At 74.6% G+C, this 17,753-nt stretch carries 15 protein-coding genes; 5 read left to right on the top strand and 10 right to left on the bottom strand.

The features are described from left to right. From alaS to ACWIX3_RS14600, 4 genes are all read right to left on the bottom strand, one after another. Positions 1–2,694: an alanine--tRNA ligase gene (gene alaS / locus ACWIX3_RS14615; RefSeq protein WP_448608076.1), complete on the bottom strand. Its 2,694-nt coding sequence runs from the start codon at positions 2,692–2,694 to the stop codon at positions 1–3. 62 nt (positions 2,695–2,756) lie between these two features. Further along, entirely contained in the window at positions 2,757–3,035 is a 279-nt protein-coding gene (locus tag ACWIX3_RS14610) for a hypothetical protein (RefSeq protein ID WP_448608075.1), read from the bottom strand. Then, complete coding sequence (locus ACWIX3_RS14605) at positions 3,035–3,460, bottom strand: DUF948 domain-containing protein (RefSeq protein WP_448608074.1); 426 nt, start codon at positions 3,458–3,460, stop codon at positions 3,035–3,037. The genes ACWIX3_RS14610 and ACWIX3_RS14605 overlap by 1 nt, the downstream gene beginning before the upstream one ends. 448 nt (positions 3,461–3,908) lie before the next feature. After that, positions 3,909–5,270: a replication-associated recombination protein A gene (locus ACWIX3_RS14600; RefSeq protein ID WP_448608073.1), complete on the bottom strand. Its 1,362-nt coding sequence runs from the start codon at positions 5,268–5,270 to the stop codon at positions 3,909–3,911. A gap of 36 nt (positions 5,271–5,306) precedes the next feature. On the opposite strand from ACWIX3_RS14600, the gene ACWIX3_RS14595 reads away from it, so the two are divergent. Beyond that, positions 5,307–6,164, top strand: coding sequence for an aldo/keto reductase (locus tag ACWIX3_RS14595; protein WP_448608072.1), 858 nt, complete (start codon positions 5,307–5,309; stop codon positions 6,162–6,164). A gap of 263 nt (positions 6,165–6,427) precedes the next feature. Further along, on the top strand, positions 6,428–6,931 hold the full coding sequence (locus ACWIX3_RS14590) for an ASCH domain-containing protein (protein WP_448608071.1): 504 nt from the start codon (positions 6,428–6,430) through the stop codon (positions 6,929–6,931). Positions 6,932–6,962: 31 nt separating this feature from the next. Here the strand turns inward: ACWIX3_RS14590 and aspS are convergent, their stop codons facing one another. The 4 genes from aspS to ACWIX3_RS14570 are packed head-to-tail and all read right to left on the bottom strand — an operon-like array spanning position 6,963 to position 11,823. Then, complete coding sequence (gene aspS / locus ACWIX3_RS14585; RefSeq protein WP_448608070.1) at positions 6,963–8,738, bottom strand: aspartate--tRNA ligase; 1,776 nt, start codon at positions 8,736–8,738, stop codon at positions 6,963–6,965. Between the two features lie 56 nt (positions 8,739–8,794). Beyond that, positions 8,795–9,781, bottom strand: a complete 987-nt coding sequence (locus ACWIX3_RS14580; RefSeq protein ID WP_448608069.1) for an aldo/keto reductase — start codon at positions 9,779–9,781, stop codon at positions 8,795–8,797. A 57-nt stretch (positions 9,782–9,838) separates the two neighbouring features. After that, on the bottom strand, positions 9,839–11,131 hold the full coding sequence (gene hisS / locus ACWIX3_RS14575) for a histidine--tRNA ligase (RefSeq protein ID WP_448608068.1): 1,293 nt from the start codon (positions 11,129–11,131) through the stop codon (positions 9,839–9,841). Beyond that, entirely contained in the window at positions 11,128–11,823 is a 696-nt protein-coding gene (locus ACWIX3_RS14570; protein WP_448608067.1) for an MBL fold metallo-hydrolase, read from the bottom strand. Before ACWIX3_RS14570 ends, hisS begins: the two co-directional genes overlap by 4 nt. A 153-nt stretch (positions 11,824–11,976) precedes the next feature. Here ACWIX3_RS14570 and ACWIX3_RS14565 point away from each other — a divergent pair, with 153 nt between their 5' ends. The 3 genes from ACWIX3_RS14565 to ACWIX3_RS14555 are packed head-to-tail and all read left to right on the top strand — an operon-like array spanning position 11,977 to position 14,194. Then, on the top strand, positions 11,977–12,825 hold the full coding sequence (locus ACWIX3_RS14565; RefSeq protein WP_448608066.1) for a peptidylprolyl isomerase: 849 nt from the start codon (positions 11,977–11,979) through the stop codon (positions 12,823–12,825). Next, positions 12,822–13,535, top strand: a complete 714-nt coding sequence (locus tag ACWIX3_RS14560; RefSeq protein WP_448608065.1) for a peptidylprolyl isomerase — start codon at positions 12,822–12,824, stop codon at positions 13,533–13,535. The genes ACWIX3_RS14565 and ACWIX3_RS14560 overlap by 4 nt, the downstream gene beginning before the upstream one ends. Further along, positions 13,535–14,194 (top strand): class I SAM-dependent methyltransferase, encoded by a 660-nt coding sequence (locus tag ACWIX3_RS14555; protein ID WP_448608064.1) that lies wholly within the window; start codon positions 13,535–13,537, stop codon positions 14,192–14,194. The genes ACWIX3_RS14560 and ACWIX3_RS14555 overlap by 1 nt, the downstream gene beginning before the upstream one ends. A 16-nt stretch (positions 14,195–14,210) precedes the next feature. On the opposite strand, the gene ACWIX3_RS14550 is transcribed toward ACWIX3_RS14555, so the two are convergent. After that, positions 14,211–15,194 carry an acyl-CoA dehydrogenase family protein gene (locus ACWIX3_RS14550; RefSeq protein ID WP_448608063.1) on the bottom strand — a complete coding sequence of 328 codons (984 nt, stop codon included), beginning with the start codon at positions 15,192–15,194 and terminating at the stop codon, positions 14,211–14,213. 82 nt (positions 15,195–15,276) lie between these two features. Beyond that, on the bottom strand, positions 15,277–17,727 hold the full coding sequence (locus ACWIX3_RS14545; protein ID WP_448608062.1) for a RelA/SpoT family protein: 2,451 nt from the start codon (positions 17,725–17,727) through the stop codon (positions 15,277–15,279). Positions 17,728–17,753: the final 26 nt, after the last annotated feature.

The raw sequence follows: 17,753 nt of genomic DNA, 5'->3' as shown, positions 1-17,753 counted from the left end.
TCACCTCCCTGCGGCGGTCGCGACCGCCTGTTCGCCGGCCTGCAGGGCCGCTGGGATGCCCGCGGGGTCGGTACCGCCCCCCTGGGCCACGTCTGGCTTGCCCCCGCCGCGTCCGCCGACGGGGGCCGCTGCCGCTCGCAGCACGTCGCTGGCCGACAGCCCGCGCCCCTGGGCGGCCGGGTTGAGCGCCGCCACCAGAGCCACCTTGCCCCCCGACTCGGACGCGAGCAAGACCACCGCCGGGCGGTCGGCGGGCAGCCGCCCCCGGACGTCGAGAGCCAGTGTGCGCAGGTCGCCGCCCCCCAGTCCGCCCGGCGCGCCGGTGACCACGGCCACCCCGCCCACCTCCCGGGCGCCGGCGGCCAGCTCCCCGGCCGCGGCCAGGGTCTGCTGGGCGCGCAGCTCGGCGAGCTCCTTGTCGACGTCCCGCAGCCGGGCGAGCATTCCGCTGACCCGCTCGAGGACGGTGTCGGTCGGCGTCTTGAGCAGCTCGCCGAGCTGGCGGACCAGGTCGCGCTCGCGGGCCAGGTAGCGGAAGCCCTCCAGCCCGACGACGGCCTCCACGCGGCGCGAGCCGGAGCCGACCGACGACTCGCCGGTCAGCGCCAGCGTGCCGATCTGGGCGCTGCCCTGCACGTGCGTGCCACCGCAGAGCTCGCGTGACCACGGCCCGCCGATCTCCACGACGCGCACCTGCTCGCCGTAGGTCTCGCCGAACAGCGCCAGCGCGCCGATGGCCTGGGCCTCGGGCAGCGTCATGTACCTGGCGCTGACCCGGTGGTCGGCGCGGACGGCGGCGTTGGCGACGTCCTCGACGTCGTGCCGCTGCTGCGCGGACAGCGCGCCCTGCCAGGCGAAGTCCAGCCGCAGGTAGCCGGGGCGGTTGTAGGAGCCCGACTGGAGCGCCTGCGGGCCGAGCACCTGGCGCAGCGCGGCGTGCACCACGTGGGTGCCCGAGTGCGCCTGGCAGGCCGACAGCCGCCACTCGCGGTCGACCTCGGCGGTCAGCTCGGCGCCCTCACGCAGCTCGCCCTCGAGCACCCGCACCTGGTGGGCGACCAGCCCCCTCACCGGGCGCTGCACGTCGAGCACCTCGGCGCGGCCGCCGTTCCAGGTCAGGCTGCCGGCGTCGGCGACCTGACCGCCGGACTCGGCGTAGAACGGGGTGCGGTCGAGCACCACCCGGGTGATCTCGCCTGGGCCGGCCGGTGTGCCGGCGGCGTCCTCCTCGGCGGCGAGCTCGGAGACCAGGCCCAGCACCCGGGAGTCGGTGCGCAGCGTGTCGTAGGCCCGCCAGTCGGTGGGGCCGTGCTCGGCCAGCAGCCGGCGGTAGGCCAGGACGTCGACCGAGCCGGTCTTCTTGGCGCGGGCGTCGGCGCGGGCCCGGTCGCGCTGCTGCTGCATGAGCGCGCGGAAGCCCTCCTCGTCGACGCGCACGCCCTGCTCGGCGGCCATCTCGAGGGTGACGTCGATCGGGAAGCCGTAGGTGTCGTGCAGCGAGAACGCCTGCTCCCCGGACAGGGACGGCGTCCCCGCGGTCTTCGCCTCGCGCACGGCGGTGTCGAACAGCGCCGTCCCGGAGGTCAGCGTGCGGCGGAACGCCTCCTCCTCGGCGTAGGCGACGCTCGAGATGCGGGCGAAGTCGGCCTCGAGCTCGGGGTAGCTGGCCTTCATCGCGTCCCTCGACACCGGCAGCAGCTCGGGGAGGGTGGCCTCGTCGACGCCGAGGAGCTTCATCGAGCGGACGGCGCGGCGCAGCAGCCGGCGCAGGATGTAGCCGCGGCCCTCGTTGCCGGGGGTGACGCCGTCCCCGATGAGCATCAGGCCGCTGCGGACGTGGTCGGCCACGACCCGCAGCCGGACGTCGTCGTCGTGATCGGCGCCGTAGCGCACCCCGGCGATCTCGGCGGCCCGGTGCAGCACCGGGGCGACCTCGTCGATCTCGTACAGGTTGTCGACGCCCTGCAGCAGGTAGGCCACCCGCTCCAGGCCCATGCCGGTGTCGATGTTCTTCTTCGGCAGCTCGCCGACGATCCGGAAGTCCTCCTTGCTCCGGACGTCGGTGAGCTCGTACTGCATGAAGACGAGGTTCCAGATCTCCAGGAACCGGTCGCCGGCCGTGTCGACCAGCGGGCCGCCGTCGGGGCCGAACTGCGGGCCCCGGTCGAAGTAGATCTCGCTGCACGGGCCGCCCGGGCCGGGCTGGCCGGTGTGCCAGTAGTTGTCCTTCTTGCCCAGCCGCTGGATCCGCTCGACCGGCAGACCCGCGATCCGGTGCCACGCCTCGGCGGCCTCGTCGTCGTCCAGGTAGACGGTGACCCAGATCCGGTCCGGGTCGAACCCGAGCCCGCCGTCGCCCACCGGACCGGTGACGAGGTCCCAGGCGTGCTGGATCGCCCCCTCCTTGAAGTAGTCGCCGAAGGAGAAGTTGCCGTTCATCTGGAAGAACGTGCCGTGGCGGGTGGTCTTGCCCACCTCCTCGATGTCGAGGGTGCGCACGCACTTCTGCACGCTGGTCGCCCGCGGGTAGGGCGCGGGCTCCCGGCCGGTCAGGTACGGGATGAACGGCACCATGCCGGCCACGGTGAACAGCAGGGACGGGTCCGGGGAGACCAGCGAGGCACTGGGGACGACGGTGTGCCCGCGACTGGCGAAGTGCTCCAGGAAACGGCGGCGGATCTCGGCGGTCTGCATGTCCTACTCGGTCTGGGAGGCGCGGTCGGCCGGGCTGCGGCCTCCCGCGGGGAGGAGGGGGCTCAGCGGTCGGTGGCGTGCCGGCCGGGCAGCTCGGCCTGACCGGCCTCGGGCAGCGGCGCGTCCAGGCCGGTGCCGGCCCGCAGCTCCGACTCCCGCTCGGCCATCGCCGCGCGCACGTCGGCGCCGAAGTCGCCGATGGCGTCGGCCAGGTCGCGCAGGCCCTCGGCCACCGAGGCGCCGATGCCGGCCGGGGTCATCCTCTCCGCGGCGCGGGACAGCTTGCGGACGAGGAGGGCACCGATGGTGATCCCCATGGCGAGCCAGAACAGCCGGCGCATCAGGCGGCCCGCCGGGCGGCGCGGCGCGCGCGGCGCTCGACCTTGTCACGGGCGGCGGCGTCGGCGATGGCCTGGCCCTCGCGCTTCTTGCGCGCGGCGCTGCGGACGCCGTAGCTGAACGCGGCCACCTTGATCAGCGGGCTGCCGAGGGTGGCGGCGACGACGCTGGTCAGGGCGGCGACGTTGCTGGAGACGTTGGCGGCGTTGCCGGTGATGTCGTCGACCCGTTCCAGGTTGCTGTTGACGTGGGCCACCGTCGTCGACGCCTGGCTCAGGATCGGGCCGCTCTGCTCCCTGGTCTGGCGGATGGTCAGCGTCGCCTCGTCCAGCGTGCGACCCAGCTTGAGGATCGGGACGGCGAGCAGCACCACCAGCAGCACCAGCGCCAGCGCTGCGATCAGTCCGGCCCACTCTCCTGCGGACACCCGGTCCTCCTGGTTCCTCGGCCGTTCTTCCTCGGCGTGATGGTCGATCTCCGGTGTCCGGGCCCCGCCGGTCGCCGGCGGGCGTCGGCCCGGCGTGGCCACAGTAGTCGGGGGCCCCGGCGCCCGTCCGTGCCCCGCCGGGGGCTCAGCGGCCGCGCCGGACGACGACCTCGGTCAGGCTCCGCGCCCCGGTCCGCTCCTCGCTCGTTCCTCGCTGCGATGCTCCCGGAGCTGTCGCCGGACGACGACCTCGGTCAGGCTCCGCGCCCCGGTCCGCTCCTCGCTCGTTCCTCGCTGCGATGCTCCCGGAGCTGTCGCCGGACGACGACCTCGGTCAGGCTCCGCGTCCCGTGGAAGGACCCCGCTGCCCCCACCGCTCGCACGCTCGCGGCGGGCCCCTGCAGCGCGGCCGCCTCGCTGCGAGGCTCACTCCCTGTCGGCGCCCGCCTCACCGCGATGACTCCCGAGGCTGTCGCCGGACGATGGCGCGGAGCTTGGCCAGGCGGGCCCCGATCGTCGCCTCGGCGCCCCGGTTCGTGGGCCGGTAGTAGTCCCTCCCCACCAGGGCGTCCGGCGGGTACTGCTGCGGCACCACGCCGTCGGGGTGGGCGTGCGGGTAGACGTAGGTCCCGCCGTGGCCGAGCTTCTTCGCCCCCGCGTAGTGGGCGTCGCGCAGCCCCGGCGGCACCGGGCCGGCGAGCCCCGCACGCACGTCGGCGAGGGACTCGCCCATCGCCACGGTGACGGCGTTGGACTTCGGCGCCGTGGCCAGGTGGACGACGGCCTGCGCCAGCGGGAAGTGGCCCTCCGGCATGCCGATGAAGGCCACGGCCTCGGCGGCGGCGACGGCGGTCTGCAGCGCCGTCGGGTCGGCCATGCCGATGTCCTCGCTGGCGGAGATGACCAGCCGGCGGGCGATGAAGCGCGGGTCCTCCCCCGCCTCGACCATGCGCGCCAGGTAGTGCAGCGCGGCGTCGACGTCGCTGCCGCGGATGGACTTGATCAGCGCGCTGGCGACGTCGTAGTGCTGGTCGCCGGAGCGGTCGTAGCGCACCGCGGCCTGCGCCACCGCCGTCTCCAGCGTGGCGAGGTCGATCTCGGCCAGCCCGGCCGCCTGCGCCGCGCCCGCGCCGGACTCCAGCGCGGTGAGGGCCTTGCGCCCGTCCCCACCGGCGATGCGGACCAGGTGCTCCTCCGCCTCGCGGCTCAGCGTCACCGCGCCGGCCAGCCCGCGGTCGCTGGTGAGCGCGCGGTGCAGCAGCCTGCGGACGTCGTCGTCCGCCAGCGGCTGCAGCGCCAGCACCAGGCTGCGCGACAGCAGCGGGCTGACCACGGAGAAGAAGGGGTTCTCGGTGGTGGCGGCGATCAGGCTGACGATCCGGTCCTCGACCGCCGAGAGCAGGCTGTCCTGCTGGGTCTTGGAGAACCGGTGCACCTCGTCGATGAAGAGCACGGTGCGGCGGCCGGCGTAGGTCAGCTCGCGCTTGGCCCCGGCGATGACCGCGCGGACCTCCTTCACCCCGGCGTCGAGGGCCGACAGCTGCACGAACTGCCGCTTGGTGGCCAGCGAGATGACGTGCGCCAGCGTCGTCTTGCCGGTGCCCGGCGGGCCGTAGAGGACCAGCGACATCGGCTCGTCGGCCTCGACCAGCCGGCGCAGCGGCGCGCGGGGGCCGAGCAGGTGCGACTGGCCGACGACCTCGTCCAGCGACCGCGGCCGCATGCGGACGGCGAGTGGTCTCCCCGCCCACCCCGCACCCGGGTCGGCGCCGGAGGCCTCCGGCGCCGGCTCGTCGAACAGCGAACTCACGGGTGAGGACGCTACCCGCGGGGCACGACAGCACCCGTGCAGCAGCGACGCATCGGGGAGCAGACCGTCAGTGCCATCGGGCTCGGGGCGATGCCCCTGTCCACGAAGACCGAGCGGCCCTCCCGCGACGACGCCGTCGCGACCGTGCACGCCGCGCTCGACGCCGGCGTGACCCTGATCGACACCGCGGACGCCTACGCCGCCGACGAGTCCGAGTTCGGCCACAACGAGGAGCTGGTCGCCGCGGCGCTGGCCTCCTACGGCGGGGACACGTCGTCGGTGCTGGTCGCCACCAAGGGCGGGCACACCCGCCGCGGCACCGACTGGGAGCTCGACGGATCGCCGGCGTACCTGCGCCGTGCCTGCGAGGACTCGCTGCGCCGGCTGGGTGGCGACGCCATCGGCCTCTACCAGTTCCACCGGCCCGACCCGGACACGCCCTGGGAGGAGTCGATGGGCGGGCTGCGGCAGCTGGTCGACGACGGGCTGGTGCGCATGGTCGGCGTCTCCAACGCCGACATCGCGCAGATCGACGTCGCCCGCTCGATCGTCGGCCCGGCGCTGGCCGGCGTGCAGAACCAGTTCTCCCCCGGCTGGCGGTTCTCCGCCGACGAGCTGGCCCACTGCGAGGCACACGGGCTGGCGTTCATCCCGTGGAGCCCCTTCGGCGGGGTGTCCGCGGCCGGGTCGCTGTCGTCGTCGGCGCCGGCCTTCGCCGAGGTCGCCGAGGAGCTGGGCGTGTCCGTGTACCGGGTGACGCTGGCCTGGCACCTGGCCCAGTCCGACGTCGTCGTCCCGATCCCCGGGGCCTCGCGGCCGTCGTCCATCCAGGACTCCGCGGCGGCCGCGGACCTGCAGCTGACCCCCGAGCAGCTCGCCCGCCTGGACGCCTGAGATCTCCTGCGGGCCGTCCGCGTCCGGTGCAGTCACAGCAGCCTCGACGGCGTGTCCGTGCCGCCCTGCCACACCGCCGCCCCGGCCCGCGCGGCTGGACCGACCCGGAGTGGTTGCGCGGCCCACCGTCCGTGCGGCCGGACGACGCCGTGACCACCGGGAACGCCTCACGCTGCCGGCCGGCCTCCTCCCCGCGGACGCCGCCTGCAGCCACGGCACCGCGACCGCGTTCCTGGGGGACGTGCCGCCGGGAGGATGGCCGCGTGACCGATCCCGACCTGCCCCCCGTCCAGCGCGACGAGGCCCTGGCGCTCTGGTCGGCGTACGCCGGCACCCGCCCGCAGCCCGTCCCGCCCGAGGAGGAGCCCTGGATCGGCCGGTTCGGCGACTCCGCGGCACTGGCCGACGAACTGCTCGAGCTGGTGCTCGCCGGCCCGAAACGTGCCACGGCGGGGCTGGTCCTCGACCACGTCCACGAGGGCGAGCCGCTCCCCCGGGTCGGCGGCCACTGGGTGGTCTGCGACGGGGCCGGCCGGCCCCGCTGCGTGCTCCGCACCGTCGAGCTGCGCATCGGCCGGCTGGACAGCGTCGACGACGCCTTCGCCTGGGACGAGGGCGAGGGCGACCGCACCCGGGCCGGCTGGCTCCGGGAGCACGGTCGCTACTTCCGCCGCACCCTGGCCGCCCGCGGTCAGACGTGGGACGACGACCTGGAGGTGGTCTTCGAGCGCTTCCGCGTGGTGTGGCCACCCGGGGTCGCGGACTGACGCGGCCCGACCCGGGTGGGACCCGCAGGACTCAGCGGGTCGGGTCGGTCGGCCCCGGGGCTCCCGGCTCGCCCGGGAGCGCCGGCTCCTCGGGCTGGGCGTCGATGCCGGCCTCCTTGCGCTGGGCGTCGGTGATCGGCGTGGGCGCACCGGTCAGCGGGTCGTACCCGGCGCCGGTCTTCGGGAACGCGATGACCTCGCGGATGGAGTCCACCCCGGCCAGCAGCGCGGTCAGCCGGTCCCAGCCGAGCGCGGCGCCGGCGTGCGGCGGCGGGCCGTAGGCGAAGGCCTCGAGGAAGAAGCCGAACCGCTCGCGGGCCTCCTCGCGGGACATCCCGAGCGTCTCGAACACCCGCTCCTGCAGCTCCGGGTCGGCGATACGGACCGAGCCGCTGGCCAGCTCGTTGCCGTTGACCACCAGGTCGTAGGCGTCGGAGAGCGCCGCGCCCCTGTCCTCGGCGAACCGCTCCCGCCACTCGGGGGTGGGCGAGGTGAACGGGTGGTGCATGAACGTCCAGTCGCCGTCCTCGGTCTGCTCGAACATCGGGAAGTCGACGACGAACAGGAACGACCACGAGCCCGGCTCGATGAGCTCCAGCCGGCGGGCGATCTCGTTACGCGCCGCGCCGAGCAGCTCCTGTGCCGGCCGGCGCTGACCCGCCGCGAAGAACACGCAGTCCCCCGGCTGCGCGCCGACGGCCGCGATGAGACCCTCGCGCTCGGTGTCGGAGATGTTCTTGGCGACCGGCCCGCCCAGCGTGCCGTCCTCGGCGATCGTCACGTAGGCCAGGCCGCGGTGCCCGCGCGACTTCGCCCAGTCCTGCCAGGCGTCGAACGCCCGCCGCGGTTGCGACCCACCACCGGACATCACGATCGCGCCGACGTAGGGCGCCTGGAACACCCGGAACGGCGTCTGCGCGAAGTACTCCGTGAGCTCGGTGAGCTCGATGCCGAACCGCAGGTCGGGCTTGTCGGAGCCGAAGCGGTCCATCGCCTCGCGGTAGGTCATCCGCGGGATCTCCGGCACCTCGTACGCGGCCAGCTCCCGCCAGAGCGCGCGGACCACGTCCTCGACCACGGCCAGGACGTCGTCGCGCTCGACGAAGCTCATCTCGAAGTCGAGCTGGGTGAACTCCGGCTGCCGGTCGGCGCGGAAGTCCTCGTCCCGGAAGCAGCGGGCGATCTGGTAGTACCGCTCCAGCCCGCCGATCATGAGCAGCTGCTTGAACAGCTGCGGGGACTGCGGCAGCGCGTACCACTTGCCCGGCTGCAGCCGCACCGGCACGAGGAAGTCGCGCGCGCCCTCGGGCGTCGAGCGGGTCAGGTCCGGCGTCTCCACCTCGGTGAAGCCGTGCTGCGCCATGACGCCGCGGGCGATCCGGTTGACCTCGCTGCGCAGCCGGATGATCCGGGCCGGGCCCTGCCGGCGCAGGTCGAGGTAGCGGTACTTGTAACGGACGTCGTCCGAGGCCGCCTGGTCGGTCTCGATCGGGAAGGGCAGCGGGGCCGACGGCGAGAGCACCCGCAGCTCGGCCGCGGCCACCTCGATCTCGCCGGTCGGCAGCTCCGGGTTCTCGTTGCCCTCCGGACGGCGGCGCACCTCGCCGGTGACGAGCACGCAGAACTCGTTGCGGAGGGCGTGCGCCTCCTCCTCGCGGACGACGACCTGGACGTAGCCCGAGGCGTCGCGCAGGTCGACGAAGACGACTCCGCCGTGGTCGCGGCGGCGGGCGACCCAGCCGGCGAGGGTGACGGTGGAACCGGCGTCGGACACGCGCAGCGTTCCGGCGTCGTGGGTGCGGAGCACGAGGGGTTGCCTTCCGGGGTGGGTGGGTGGCGACGGGGCGGAGGAGCGCTGCGAGGTCACCAGCGGTCGTGGACGTGCGCACGGATGCGCTCGTCGTAGAGGCGCTCGAGGTCGGAGAGCTGCGAGTCGGTGAGCGGCGGCAGCGCGGCGGCCGCGACGTTGCCGCGGACCTGCTCGACGGTCCGCGCGCCGGGGATCACCGTGGTGACGCCGGGCTGGTCGATCACCCAGCGCAGCGCGAACGCCGCCGTCGGGGCGTCGCCGGCGATCGCGGCGACCTCGCGGGCCGCAGCCACGCCGACCTCGAACGGCACGCCGGCGAAGGTCTCGCCGACGTCGAAGGCCTCGCCGTGGCGGTTGAAGTTCCGGTGGTCGTCGGGCGCGAACGTCGTCGACTCGTCGTACTTGCCGGTCAGCAGCCCGCTGGCCAGCGGCACCCGGGCGAGGACGCCCACGCCGGCCTTCGCGGCCGCGGGCAGCAGCTCCTCGAGCGGCTTGCGGCGGAAGATGTTGAGGATCACCTGGATGGTCTGCACGCCCGGGTGCTGCAGCGCGGTCAGCCCCTCGGCGACGGTCTCCACCGAGACGCCGTAGGCCGCGATCGCGCCGTCGGCCACCATCGCGTCGAGCGCGTCGTACACCCGCTCGTCGCTGTAGACCGCCGGCGGCGGGCAGTGCAGCTGGACCAGGTCGAGGATTCCCACGCCGAGGTTGCGGCGGGACCGGTCGACCCAGGCGCGCAGGTTCTCCGGCGTGTACTGCCCGGCCTCGAACGGGTCGGCGCGGCGGCCGGCCTTGGTCGCCACGAACGGCCGGTCGGACCGGGCGACCAGCGCCTTGCGGATGCGCTCCTCGGACCGGCCGTCGCCGTAGACGTCGGCGGTGTCGAGCAGGGTGACCCCGGCGTCGAGCGCGGCGTCGAGGACGTCGGCGGCGCTGTCGTCGTCGACGTCCCCCCAGTCACCGCCGAGCTGCCAGGTGCCCAGGCCGACGACGCTGACGTCGGCTCCCGTCCGGCCGAGCGGCCGCTGCTCCATGCTCATCGTCCGACTCCACCCTCGTTGCGCTCCTCGGTCACCGGCACTCCCTGCGATGCTCGCTCAGGCGTCGTCCCCACGGTGGAGGTCACCCCCCACGCTCGCACGCACGGTCTCGAACAGCTCGCCCACCGGGACGGGACGCTGCTCGCCGGTGCGCATGTCCTTCAGCTGGCCGACGCCCTCGGCCAGGTCGCGATCGCCGACGACGACGACGTGCGAGGCGCCCGACCGGTCGGCGGCCTTCATCGCGCCCTTGAGCCCGCGCCCGCCGTAGACCGTGTCGGCCGAGACGCCGGCCTGGCGCAGCTGCCCGACCAGGCGCACGGCCAACCGCTTCGCCTCCTCGCCCAGCGGGACGACGAAGGCCTGCACCCCGGTCGCCGTCCCGACGTCGAGGCCCTCGGCCTGGACCGCCAGCAGCGTCCGGTCGACGCCGACGGCGTAGCCGATGCCCGAGACGTCCGGCCCGCCGAGCGCCGCCGACAGCCCGTCGTAGCGCCCTCCGCCGCCGATCGCCGACTGCGCGCCGAGCCCGTTGTGCACGAACTCGAACGTCGTCTTCGTGTAGTAGTCCAGCCCGCGCACCAGCCGCGGCGCCTCGGTCCAGGTCACGCCGAGATCGGCGAGGTGCTGGCGGACGGCGTCGTAGTGCGCCTTCGTCGAGTCCGAGAGGTGGTCGACCATCAGCGGCGCCTCGTCCAGCTGCGCCTGCACCTCGGGTCGCTTGTCGTCGAGCACCCGCAGGGGGTTGATCGCCGCGCGCCGCCGGGTCTCCTCGTCCAGGTCGAGCTTCTCGAGGTAGGCGACCAGCTCCTCGCGGTACTGCGGCCGGCAGGTCGAGTCGCCCAGCGAGGTCAGCAGCAGGTCGAAGTCGGTCAGCCCGAGGTCGCGGAAGCCCTGGACGCCCAGCGCCACCACCTCCGCGTCCAGCGCCGGGTCGTCGACGCCGAGCGCCTCCATGTCCACCTGGGTGAAGTGCCGGTAGCGGCCGGCCTGCGGGCGCTCGTAGCGGAAGGCCGAGCCGACCGTCCACAGCTTCACCGGCAGTGCGCCCGTGTGCAGGCGGTGCTCGATGAAGGCCCGCATCAGGCCGGCGGTGAGCTCGGGGCGCAGCGTCAGCGAGCGGCCGCCGCGGTCGTCGAAGGTGTACATCTCCTTCGTCACGACGTCGGTGGACTCGCCCACCCCGCGGGAGAAGACGGCGGTCTCCTCGAACACCGGCGTCTCGACGTAGCCGTACCCGGCCCGCCGCAGCGGCGCGGTGAGCACCTCGCGGACGGCGAGGAACCGCTCGGACTCCGGCGGCAGGACGTCGAAGGTGCCCTTGGGCGCCCGCATGACCTGGTCGCTCACAGCCCGCGGCCCTTCGGGGCGCTCGCGGCCTCGGCGAGGTAGGGGTTCGTCGCCCGCTCGCGGCCGATCGTGGTCGCCGGGCCGTGCCCGGGCAGCACCACCGTCTCGTCGTCCAGCGGCAGGACGACGTCCTGCAGCGAGTGCAGCATGTCCTCCCACGAGCCGCCGGGCAGGTCGACCCGGCCCACCGACCCGGCGAAGAGCACGTCGCCGGCCAGCAGCCCCGGGGCCTCGTCGAAGTCGCTGCCGAGGTCGAGGGAGAAGACGACCGAGCCCCGGGTGTGGCCGGGCGCGTGCCGCACCGTCAGCTCGACGCCGGCCAGCGACAGCACCGCGCCGTCGTCCAGCGGCTCGACGTCGGTCGGGTCGGGCAGCCGGACGCCGGTGATCAACGGGGCCAGCTGCGGGCCGTGCCAGCGGGCGGGGTCGGACAGCATGCCGTTGTCGGCCGGGTGCAGGTAGGCGGGGATGTCGTAGCCGTCGCACACCGGCAGCACCGAGAAGGTGTGGTCGAGGTGGCCGTGGGTCAGCACGACGGCGACCGGCTTGAGGCCGTCGGCGGCGAGCATGCGCGCCAGCGGCTCGACGGCGTCCATGCCGGGGTCGACCACCACGCACTCCTGCCGCGGCCCGGGGGCGACGGCGTAGCAGTTGGTGCCGAACGCGCCGGCCGGGAACGAGCGGATGAGCACCCGTGCAGGTTACGCGGGGGCCGCGCGCCGCCCCGGGCCCGCACGGTGCCAGGGAAGGGCCGGCCCCGACACCTAGACTCGGGGCTTCGACCAGCGGGGTGCGGGCGCACCCGGCCGTCCCCCCGCAGCCGTGCGTCTCGAGGAGTACCACCCGTGCCGAGCAACAAGCAGCGGCGGGAGGCCGCCCAGCGGCGCCTGCAGCGTCAGCTGGAACGCCGCGCCGAGCTGGCGCGCAAGCGCCGTCGCAACCTGCTGATCGGGGTCACCGCCGCCGCGGTGGTGCTCGTCGTCGGTGCTGTCCTGCTGTTCACCGGGATCGGCGGGGACGACCCGAGCACGGCGGCCGCGGAGCCCACCGCAACCAGCCCGGCCGAGCCCACCAGCGCCGCAGCGCCCACCACCAACGCGGACGGCACCGTCTCCTGCTCCTACACGCCCGACGAGTCGGGCAACCCCGACCTGCAGGACGTCGGCACACCGCCGAACGCAGACGCCACCCCGACCCAGGGCACCAGCGCGTTGGTGATGAGCACCGACCAGGGCGACCTCACCCTGACGCTCGACCGCACCAAGGCGCCATGCGCGGCGGCGAGCTTCACGTACCTGGCCCAGCAGTCCTTCTTCGACGGCAGCACGTGCCACCGGATGGTGAACGCGGAGGGCTTCGGCGTCCTCCAGTGCGGCGACCCGACCGGCACCGGCTCCGGCGGGCCGACGTACAAGTTCGCCGAGGAGGTGACGCCGGAGACGACCTACCCCCGCGGGACCATCGCGATGGCCAACAGCGGCGCCCCCGGCACCACCGGCAGCCAGTTCTTCCTCGTCTTCACCGACTCGCAGCTCCCGCCGGACTACACGGTCGTCGGCACGGTCGACGAGGCCGGCCTGGCCGTGCTCGACCGGATCGCGGCGGCGGGGAACGACGGCTCGTTCGAGCCGAGCCCGGGCGGTGGCGCACCGAACACCCCGGTGACCATCGAGTCGATGACGGTGGCCGCGTGACCCTGCGGCTCCGCGGCCTGGTGGGCCTCGCGGGCGCGCTGCTGGCCCTGTCCGCCTGCGGCGGCTCCGCGTCCGGCGGCGAGCAGGGGAACGGCACGTCCGGGGCGGGGGACGGCGGCACGGCGGCCTCGGGCACGGCGACCTGCGAGTGGGGGCAGGGCTCCTCGGCCAATCCCTACCTCACCGAGGTGGCCCCGCCCGACGACGGTGTCCCGGCGTCGGGGACCACCGACCTGCTGGTGACGACCAACCTGGGCGAGCTGACCCTCACCCTCGACCGGGCGGCCACGCCGTGCGCGGCCGCCAGCCTGGTGCACCTCACCGAGCAGGGCTTCTTCGACGACACCGCCTGTCACCGGGAGGTCGACAGCGAGGGGCTGCAGGTGCTGCAGTGCGGCGACCCGACCGGCACCGGTGCGGGCGGGCCGACCTACACCTCGCCGACCGAGGTGACCGGGGAGGAGACCTATCCGCGCGGCACGGTCGCGATGGCCAACAGCGGGCAGGGCTTCGACGGCAGCCAGTTCTTCCTGGTGTGGGGCGACAGCCAGCTGCCGCCGGCCTACACCGTCGTCGGCACCGTCGACGAGACCGGCCTGGCGGTGCTCGACGAGGTGGCCGCGAACGGCAACGACGGCTCGCTGGACCCCAGCCCCGGCGGCGGCGCCCCGAACGTGCCGGTGACCATCGAGTCGGTCACCGTCGCCTGATGCGCCCGGGCGGTCCCGACCCCTACGCCGGCTTCCCGCCGGGGTTCTTCGACCGCGCCGACGAGCGGGACGACGGGCTCTTCTACGCCCCGCCCCGGCTGGTCACCCACATCGACGGCGCCGCAATCGCCGCGGTGGGCGACCTCTACGCCGAGCTCGGCATCGACGGCTCGGCCCCCGGCCCGCGGCGCGTGCTGGACCTCATGTCGTCGTGGGTCTCGCACTTCCGCACGCCGCCGGCCGAGCTCGTGGTGCTCGGCATGAACGCCGAGGAGCTCGCGGCCAACCCGGAGGCCACCGAGCGGCTGGTGCACGACCTCAATGCCGACCCGCGGGTGCCGCTGCCCGACGCCGACGTCGACGCCGCCGTCTGCTGCGTGTCGATCGACTACCTGACCCGACCGATCGAGGTCCTCTCCGACGTCGGGCGCGTGCTGCGGCCGGGCGGGACGCTGGCGGTCACCTTCTCCAACCGCTGCTTCCCCACCAAGGCCGTCCGCGGCTGGCTGGCCACCGACGACGACCAGCACGGCCGGGTGGTGGCCGAGCTGGTCCGCCGGACGGGCCGGTTCGACGAGCCGCGCGTCGAGCTCCGGACACCCCCGGGCGTGGGAGACCCGCTGTACGCGGTCACCGCGACCCGGCTGCCCGACGGCTGACCGCGGGCGCGGGTCGTCAGACCCGCGCTGCCCCGAGCTGCGCGAGCAGCGCGGCTCTGATGGCCGGCCGCGAGCCGAACACCAGCAGGAACGCCGCCTCCCGCGCCGTCCGCTCGGCCACCGAACCGGCGCGGACGGCGGAGCTGCCGGTGGCGGCCACCAGCGCCCCGGCCGCACGGTGGGCGAACGCCGCCGCGGCGGCCCGGGCGGCCGGCAGACCGGCCGGGCCGGCGGTGTCGAGCCCGGTGCGGACGGCGGCCAGCTCGTCGTCCAGCGGGGACGCGCCGACCAGCCGGGTGCACCGCAGCGCCAGGCCGAGCGCCAGCGAGCCGTTGAGCCGCAGACCGGCGGCATCGCCGGCGAGCAGGTCGGCCAGCGGGGCGGTGTGCACGAGCCGCTCCGCGGGAACGCGGTGCCCGGTCAGCCGGAGCTCGACGGTGCGGCTGGCGGCCACGGCGACCATCGGCTGCGGCGTGGCGGCCAGCGTCGGTCCCTCCCGCGCGTCGGCCAGGACGAAGTGGACGTCGTCGCCGTCCCGGGCGGCCACGAGCACCAGATCGACCAGCCCCCAGCCGGTCACCCACGGCACGGCGCCGTCGAGCACCAGCTCCGCACCGTCCCGCCCGGCGCGGATCGCCGGCGGGCCCGGCCGCAGCGCCGCCTGCAGCGCGATCCCGGCGCGCCGCCGGCCGGCGCAGAGGTCGGCGAGGAACGCCGCGCGCAGCTCCGGCGGTCCGGCGGCCGCCAGCCGGCCGACCACGCCCAGGTGCTGCAGCCACACGAACGCCGTCGCGAGGTCGCCGGCGGCGAGCTCCTCGACGACCGCCGCGACCGTGGCCGGGTCGGCCTCGGCTCCCCCGGCCCCGACCGGGCCGGTCAGGCCGTACAGCCCGGCCCCGGCGAGCCGGTCGAGGTGCGAGCGCGGCACGGCCCCCGCCGCCTCGACCGCGGCGGCCTCCGGCACCAGCAGGTCGGCGGCGATGCCACGGGCCAGGGCCACGAGGAGGGGGACCCCGTCCTCCCCACCCTCCGCGAGCTCAGGGCGGGGACCGGGACGGGGCCGGGCGACGTCCTCGCCGGGACTAGGCCGTGACGCGCTCGACGTCGAAGACGCCCTCCACGTTGCGCACCGTCTGCAGGACCGCACCGAGGTGCGCCGGGTCGGCCAGCTCGAAGGTGAACCGGCTGACCGCGACGCGGTCGCGGCTGGTCTGCACCGACGCCGACAGGATGTTCACCCGCTCGTCGGCCAGCGCCCGGGTGACGTCGGAGAGCAGCCGGTGCCGGTCGAGCGCCTCGACCTGGATCGCCACGAGGAACACCGACCCGGGCTGCGAGGCCCACTCGACCTCTACCAGACGTTCAGGCTTGCGCTCGAGGTCGGCGGCGTTGGTGCAGTCGGTGCGGTGCACGCTCACCCCGCCCCCGCGGGTCACGAAGCCGAGGACGGCGTCACCGGGCACCGGGGTGCAGCACTTGGCGAGCTTGGCCCACACGTCGGTCATGCCGTGGACGACGATGCCCGGATCGCCGCCCGACGCGCGCCGGTGCACCGGACGGCGCATCGGGATCGTGGTCTCGGCGATGTCCTCGACCGCGCCCTCGGTGCCCCCGAGGGCCGCGATCAGCTTCTCGACGATCGACGAGGCCGAGATCTGGCTCTCCCCGACCGCGGCGTACAGCGCGGTGACGTCGGCGTAGCGCAGGTCCTTGGCCAGGGTGCTGAGCGCGTCCCCGCCGAGCAGCCGCTGCAGCGGCAGGCCCGCCTTGCGCATCGCCCGGGTCAGCGCCTCCTTGCCCGCCTCGACGGCGTCCTCGCGGCGCTCCTTGGTGAACCACTGCCGGATCTTGGTGCGGGCGCGGGAGGAGCCGACGAAGGCCAGCCAGTCCTGCGAGGGCCCGGCGGTCGGCGACTTGGAGGTGAAGATCTCGACGACGTCGCCGTTGCCGAGCTTGCTGTCCAGGGAGACCAGCGCGCCGTTGACCCGGGCGCCGATGCAGCGGTGGCCGACCTCGGTGTGCACCGCGTAGGCGAAGTCGACCGGGGTGGCGTTGCCCGGCAGGCTGACCACGTCGCCCTTGGGCGTGAAGACGAAGACCTCCTGCGGACCGAGGTCGTAGCGCAACGTCTCCAGGAACTCGCCGGGCTCCTGCGCCTCCCGCTGCCAGTCCAGCAGCTGGCGCAGCCACAGCATGTCGTCGGGCGAGCCGGTCTTGGCGCCGCGCCCTTCACCCGGCGCCGGCCGGCCCCCGGCCTTCGCCTTCTCCTTGTACTTCCAGTGCGCGGCGATGCCGTACTCGGCGGTGCGGTGCATGTCGTGCGTGCGGATCTGCAGCTCCACCGGCTTGCCCTGCGGGCCGATCACCGTCGTGTGCAGCGACTGGTACATGTTGAACTTCGGCATCGCGACGAAGTCCTTGAACCGGCCGGGCACCGGCTGCCAGTGCGCGTGCATGATGCCCAGCGCCGCGTAGCAGTCCCGCACCGAGTCGACCAGGATGCGGATGCCGACGAGGTCCCAGATGTCGGTGAAGTCCCGGCCGCGGACGATCATCTTCTGGTAGATCGAGTAGTAGTGCTTGGGGCGGCCGGTGACGACGGCCTCGATGCCCGCGCCCTTGAGCTGCTCGGTGACCGCGGCGGTGACCTCGGCCAGGTAGGTGTCCCGGGACGGCGCCCGCTCGGCGACCAGGCGCACGATCTCGTCGTAGCGCTTCGGGTAGAGGGTCGCGAAGGCGAGGTCCTCGAGCTCCCACTTGATGGTGTTCATGCCCAGCCGGTGGGCCAGGGGGGCGAGGATCTCCAGCGTCTCGCGCGCCTTCTTCTCCTGCTTCTCCGGCGGGAGGAAGCGCAGCGTGCGCATGTTGTGCAGCCGGTCGGCGAGCTTGATGACCAGCACCCGGGGGTCGCGGGCCATCGCCACGATCATCTTGCGGATCGTCTCGGCCTGGGCGGCGTCCCCGAGCTTGACGCGGTCGATCTTGGTGACGCCGTCGACCAGGTGGGCCACCTCGGGTCCGAACGCCTCGAGGATCGACTCCAGCGTCTGCCCGGTGTCCTCGACGGTGTCGTGCAGCAGCGCCGCGACCAGCGTCGTGGTGTCCATGCCCAGCCCGGCCAGGATCGTCGCCACGGCCAGCGGGTGGGTGATGTAGGGGTCGCCGCTCTTGCGCTTCTGCGTCGCGTGCGCGGCCTCGGCGACGTCGTAGGCCCGCTGCAGGAGCGCGAGGTCGGCCTTGGGGTGGCTCTGCCGGTGCAGCGCGGCCAGCGGCTCGAGCACCGGGCGGACGAGCCCGCTGCGCTGTCCGGCGACGATGCGGCGGGCCAGCCGGTCACGGACCCGGCGCCGCGGTGTGCCGCCCTGCGCGTCCTGCTCGCCGGGGGGCTCGGTGCCCACGTCCTCGGGGCGGCGGACCAGCGGGCGGCTGGGCAGCGGCGGCCGCTCGCCACCGTCGGGGGGACCGCCCCCGGCCGGCAGGGCCGGCGTGTCGGGCCGCGCGGCAGCCACGTTGGTGGCGGCGTCGGGGCCCATGGCGACTCCTGCTCGGCCGTCGGTCG

This window comes from Geodermatophilus sp. URMC 60, assembly GCF_053502585.1.
The sequence above is the reverse complement of the archived record's forward strand: the minus strand, read 5'-3'. Positions and strand labels throughout refer to the sequence as shown.

Bases quoted from the DNA above. Each gene is read 5' to 3' on its own strand.
- alaS (WP_448608076.1), bottom strand. From the start codon at position 2,694: ATGCAGACCGCCGAGATCCGCCGCCGTTTCCTGGAGCACTTCGCCAGT.
- ACWIX3_RS14610 (WP_448608075.1), bottom strand. From the start codon at position 3,035: ATGCGCCGGCTGTTCTGGCTCGCCATGGGGATCACCATCGGTGCCCTC.
- ACWIX3_RS14580 (WP_448608069.1), bottom strand. From the start codon at position 9,781: ATGAGCATGGAGCAGCGGCCGCTCGGCCGGACGGGAGCCGACGTCAGC.
- ACWIX3_RS14555 (WP_448608064.1), top strand. From the start codon at position 13,535: ATGCGCCCGGGCGGTCCCGACCCCTACGCCGGCTTCCCGCCGGGGTTC.
- ACWIX3_RS14545 (WP_448608062.1), bottom strand. From the start codon at position 17,727: ATGGGCCCCGACGCCGCCACCAACGTGGCTGCCGCGCGGCCCGACACG.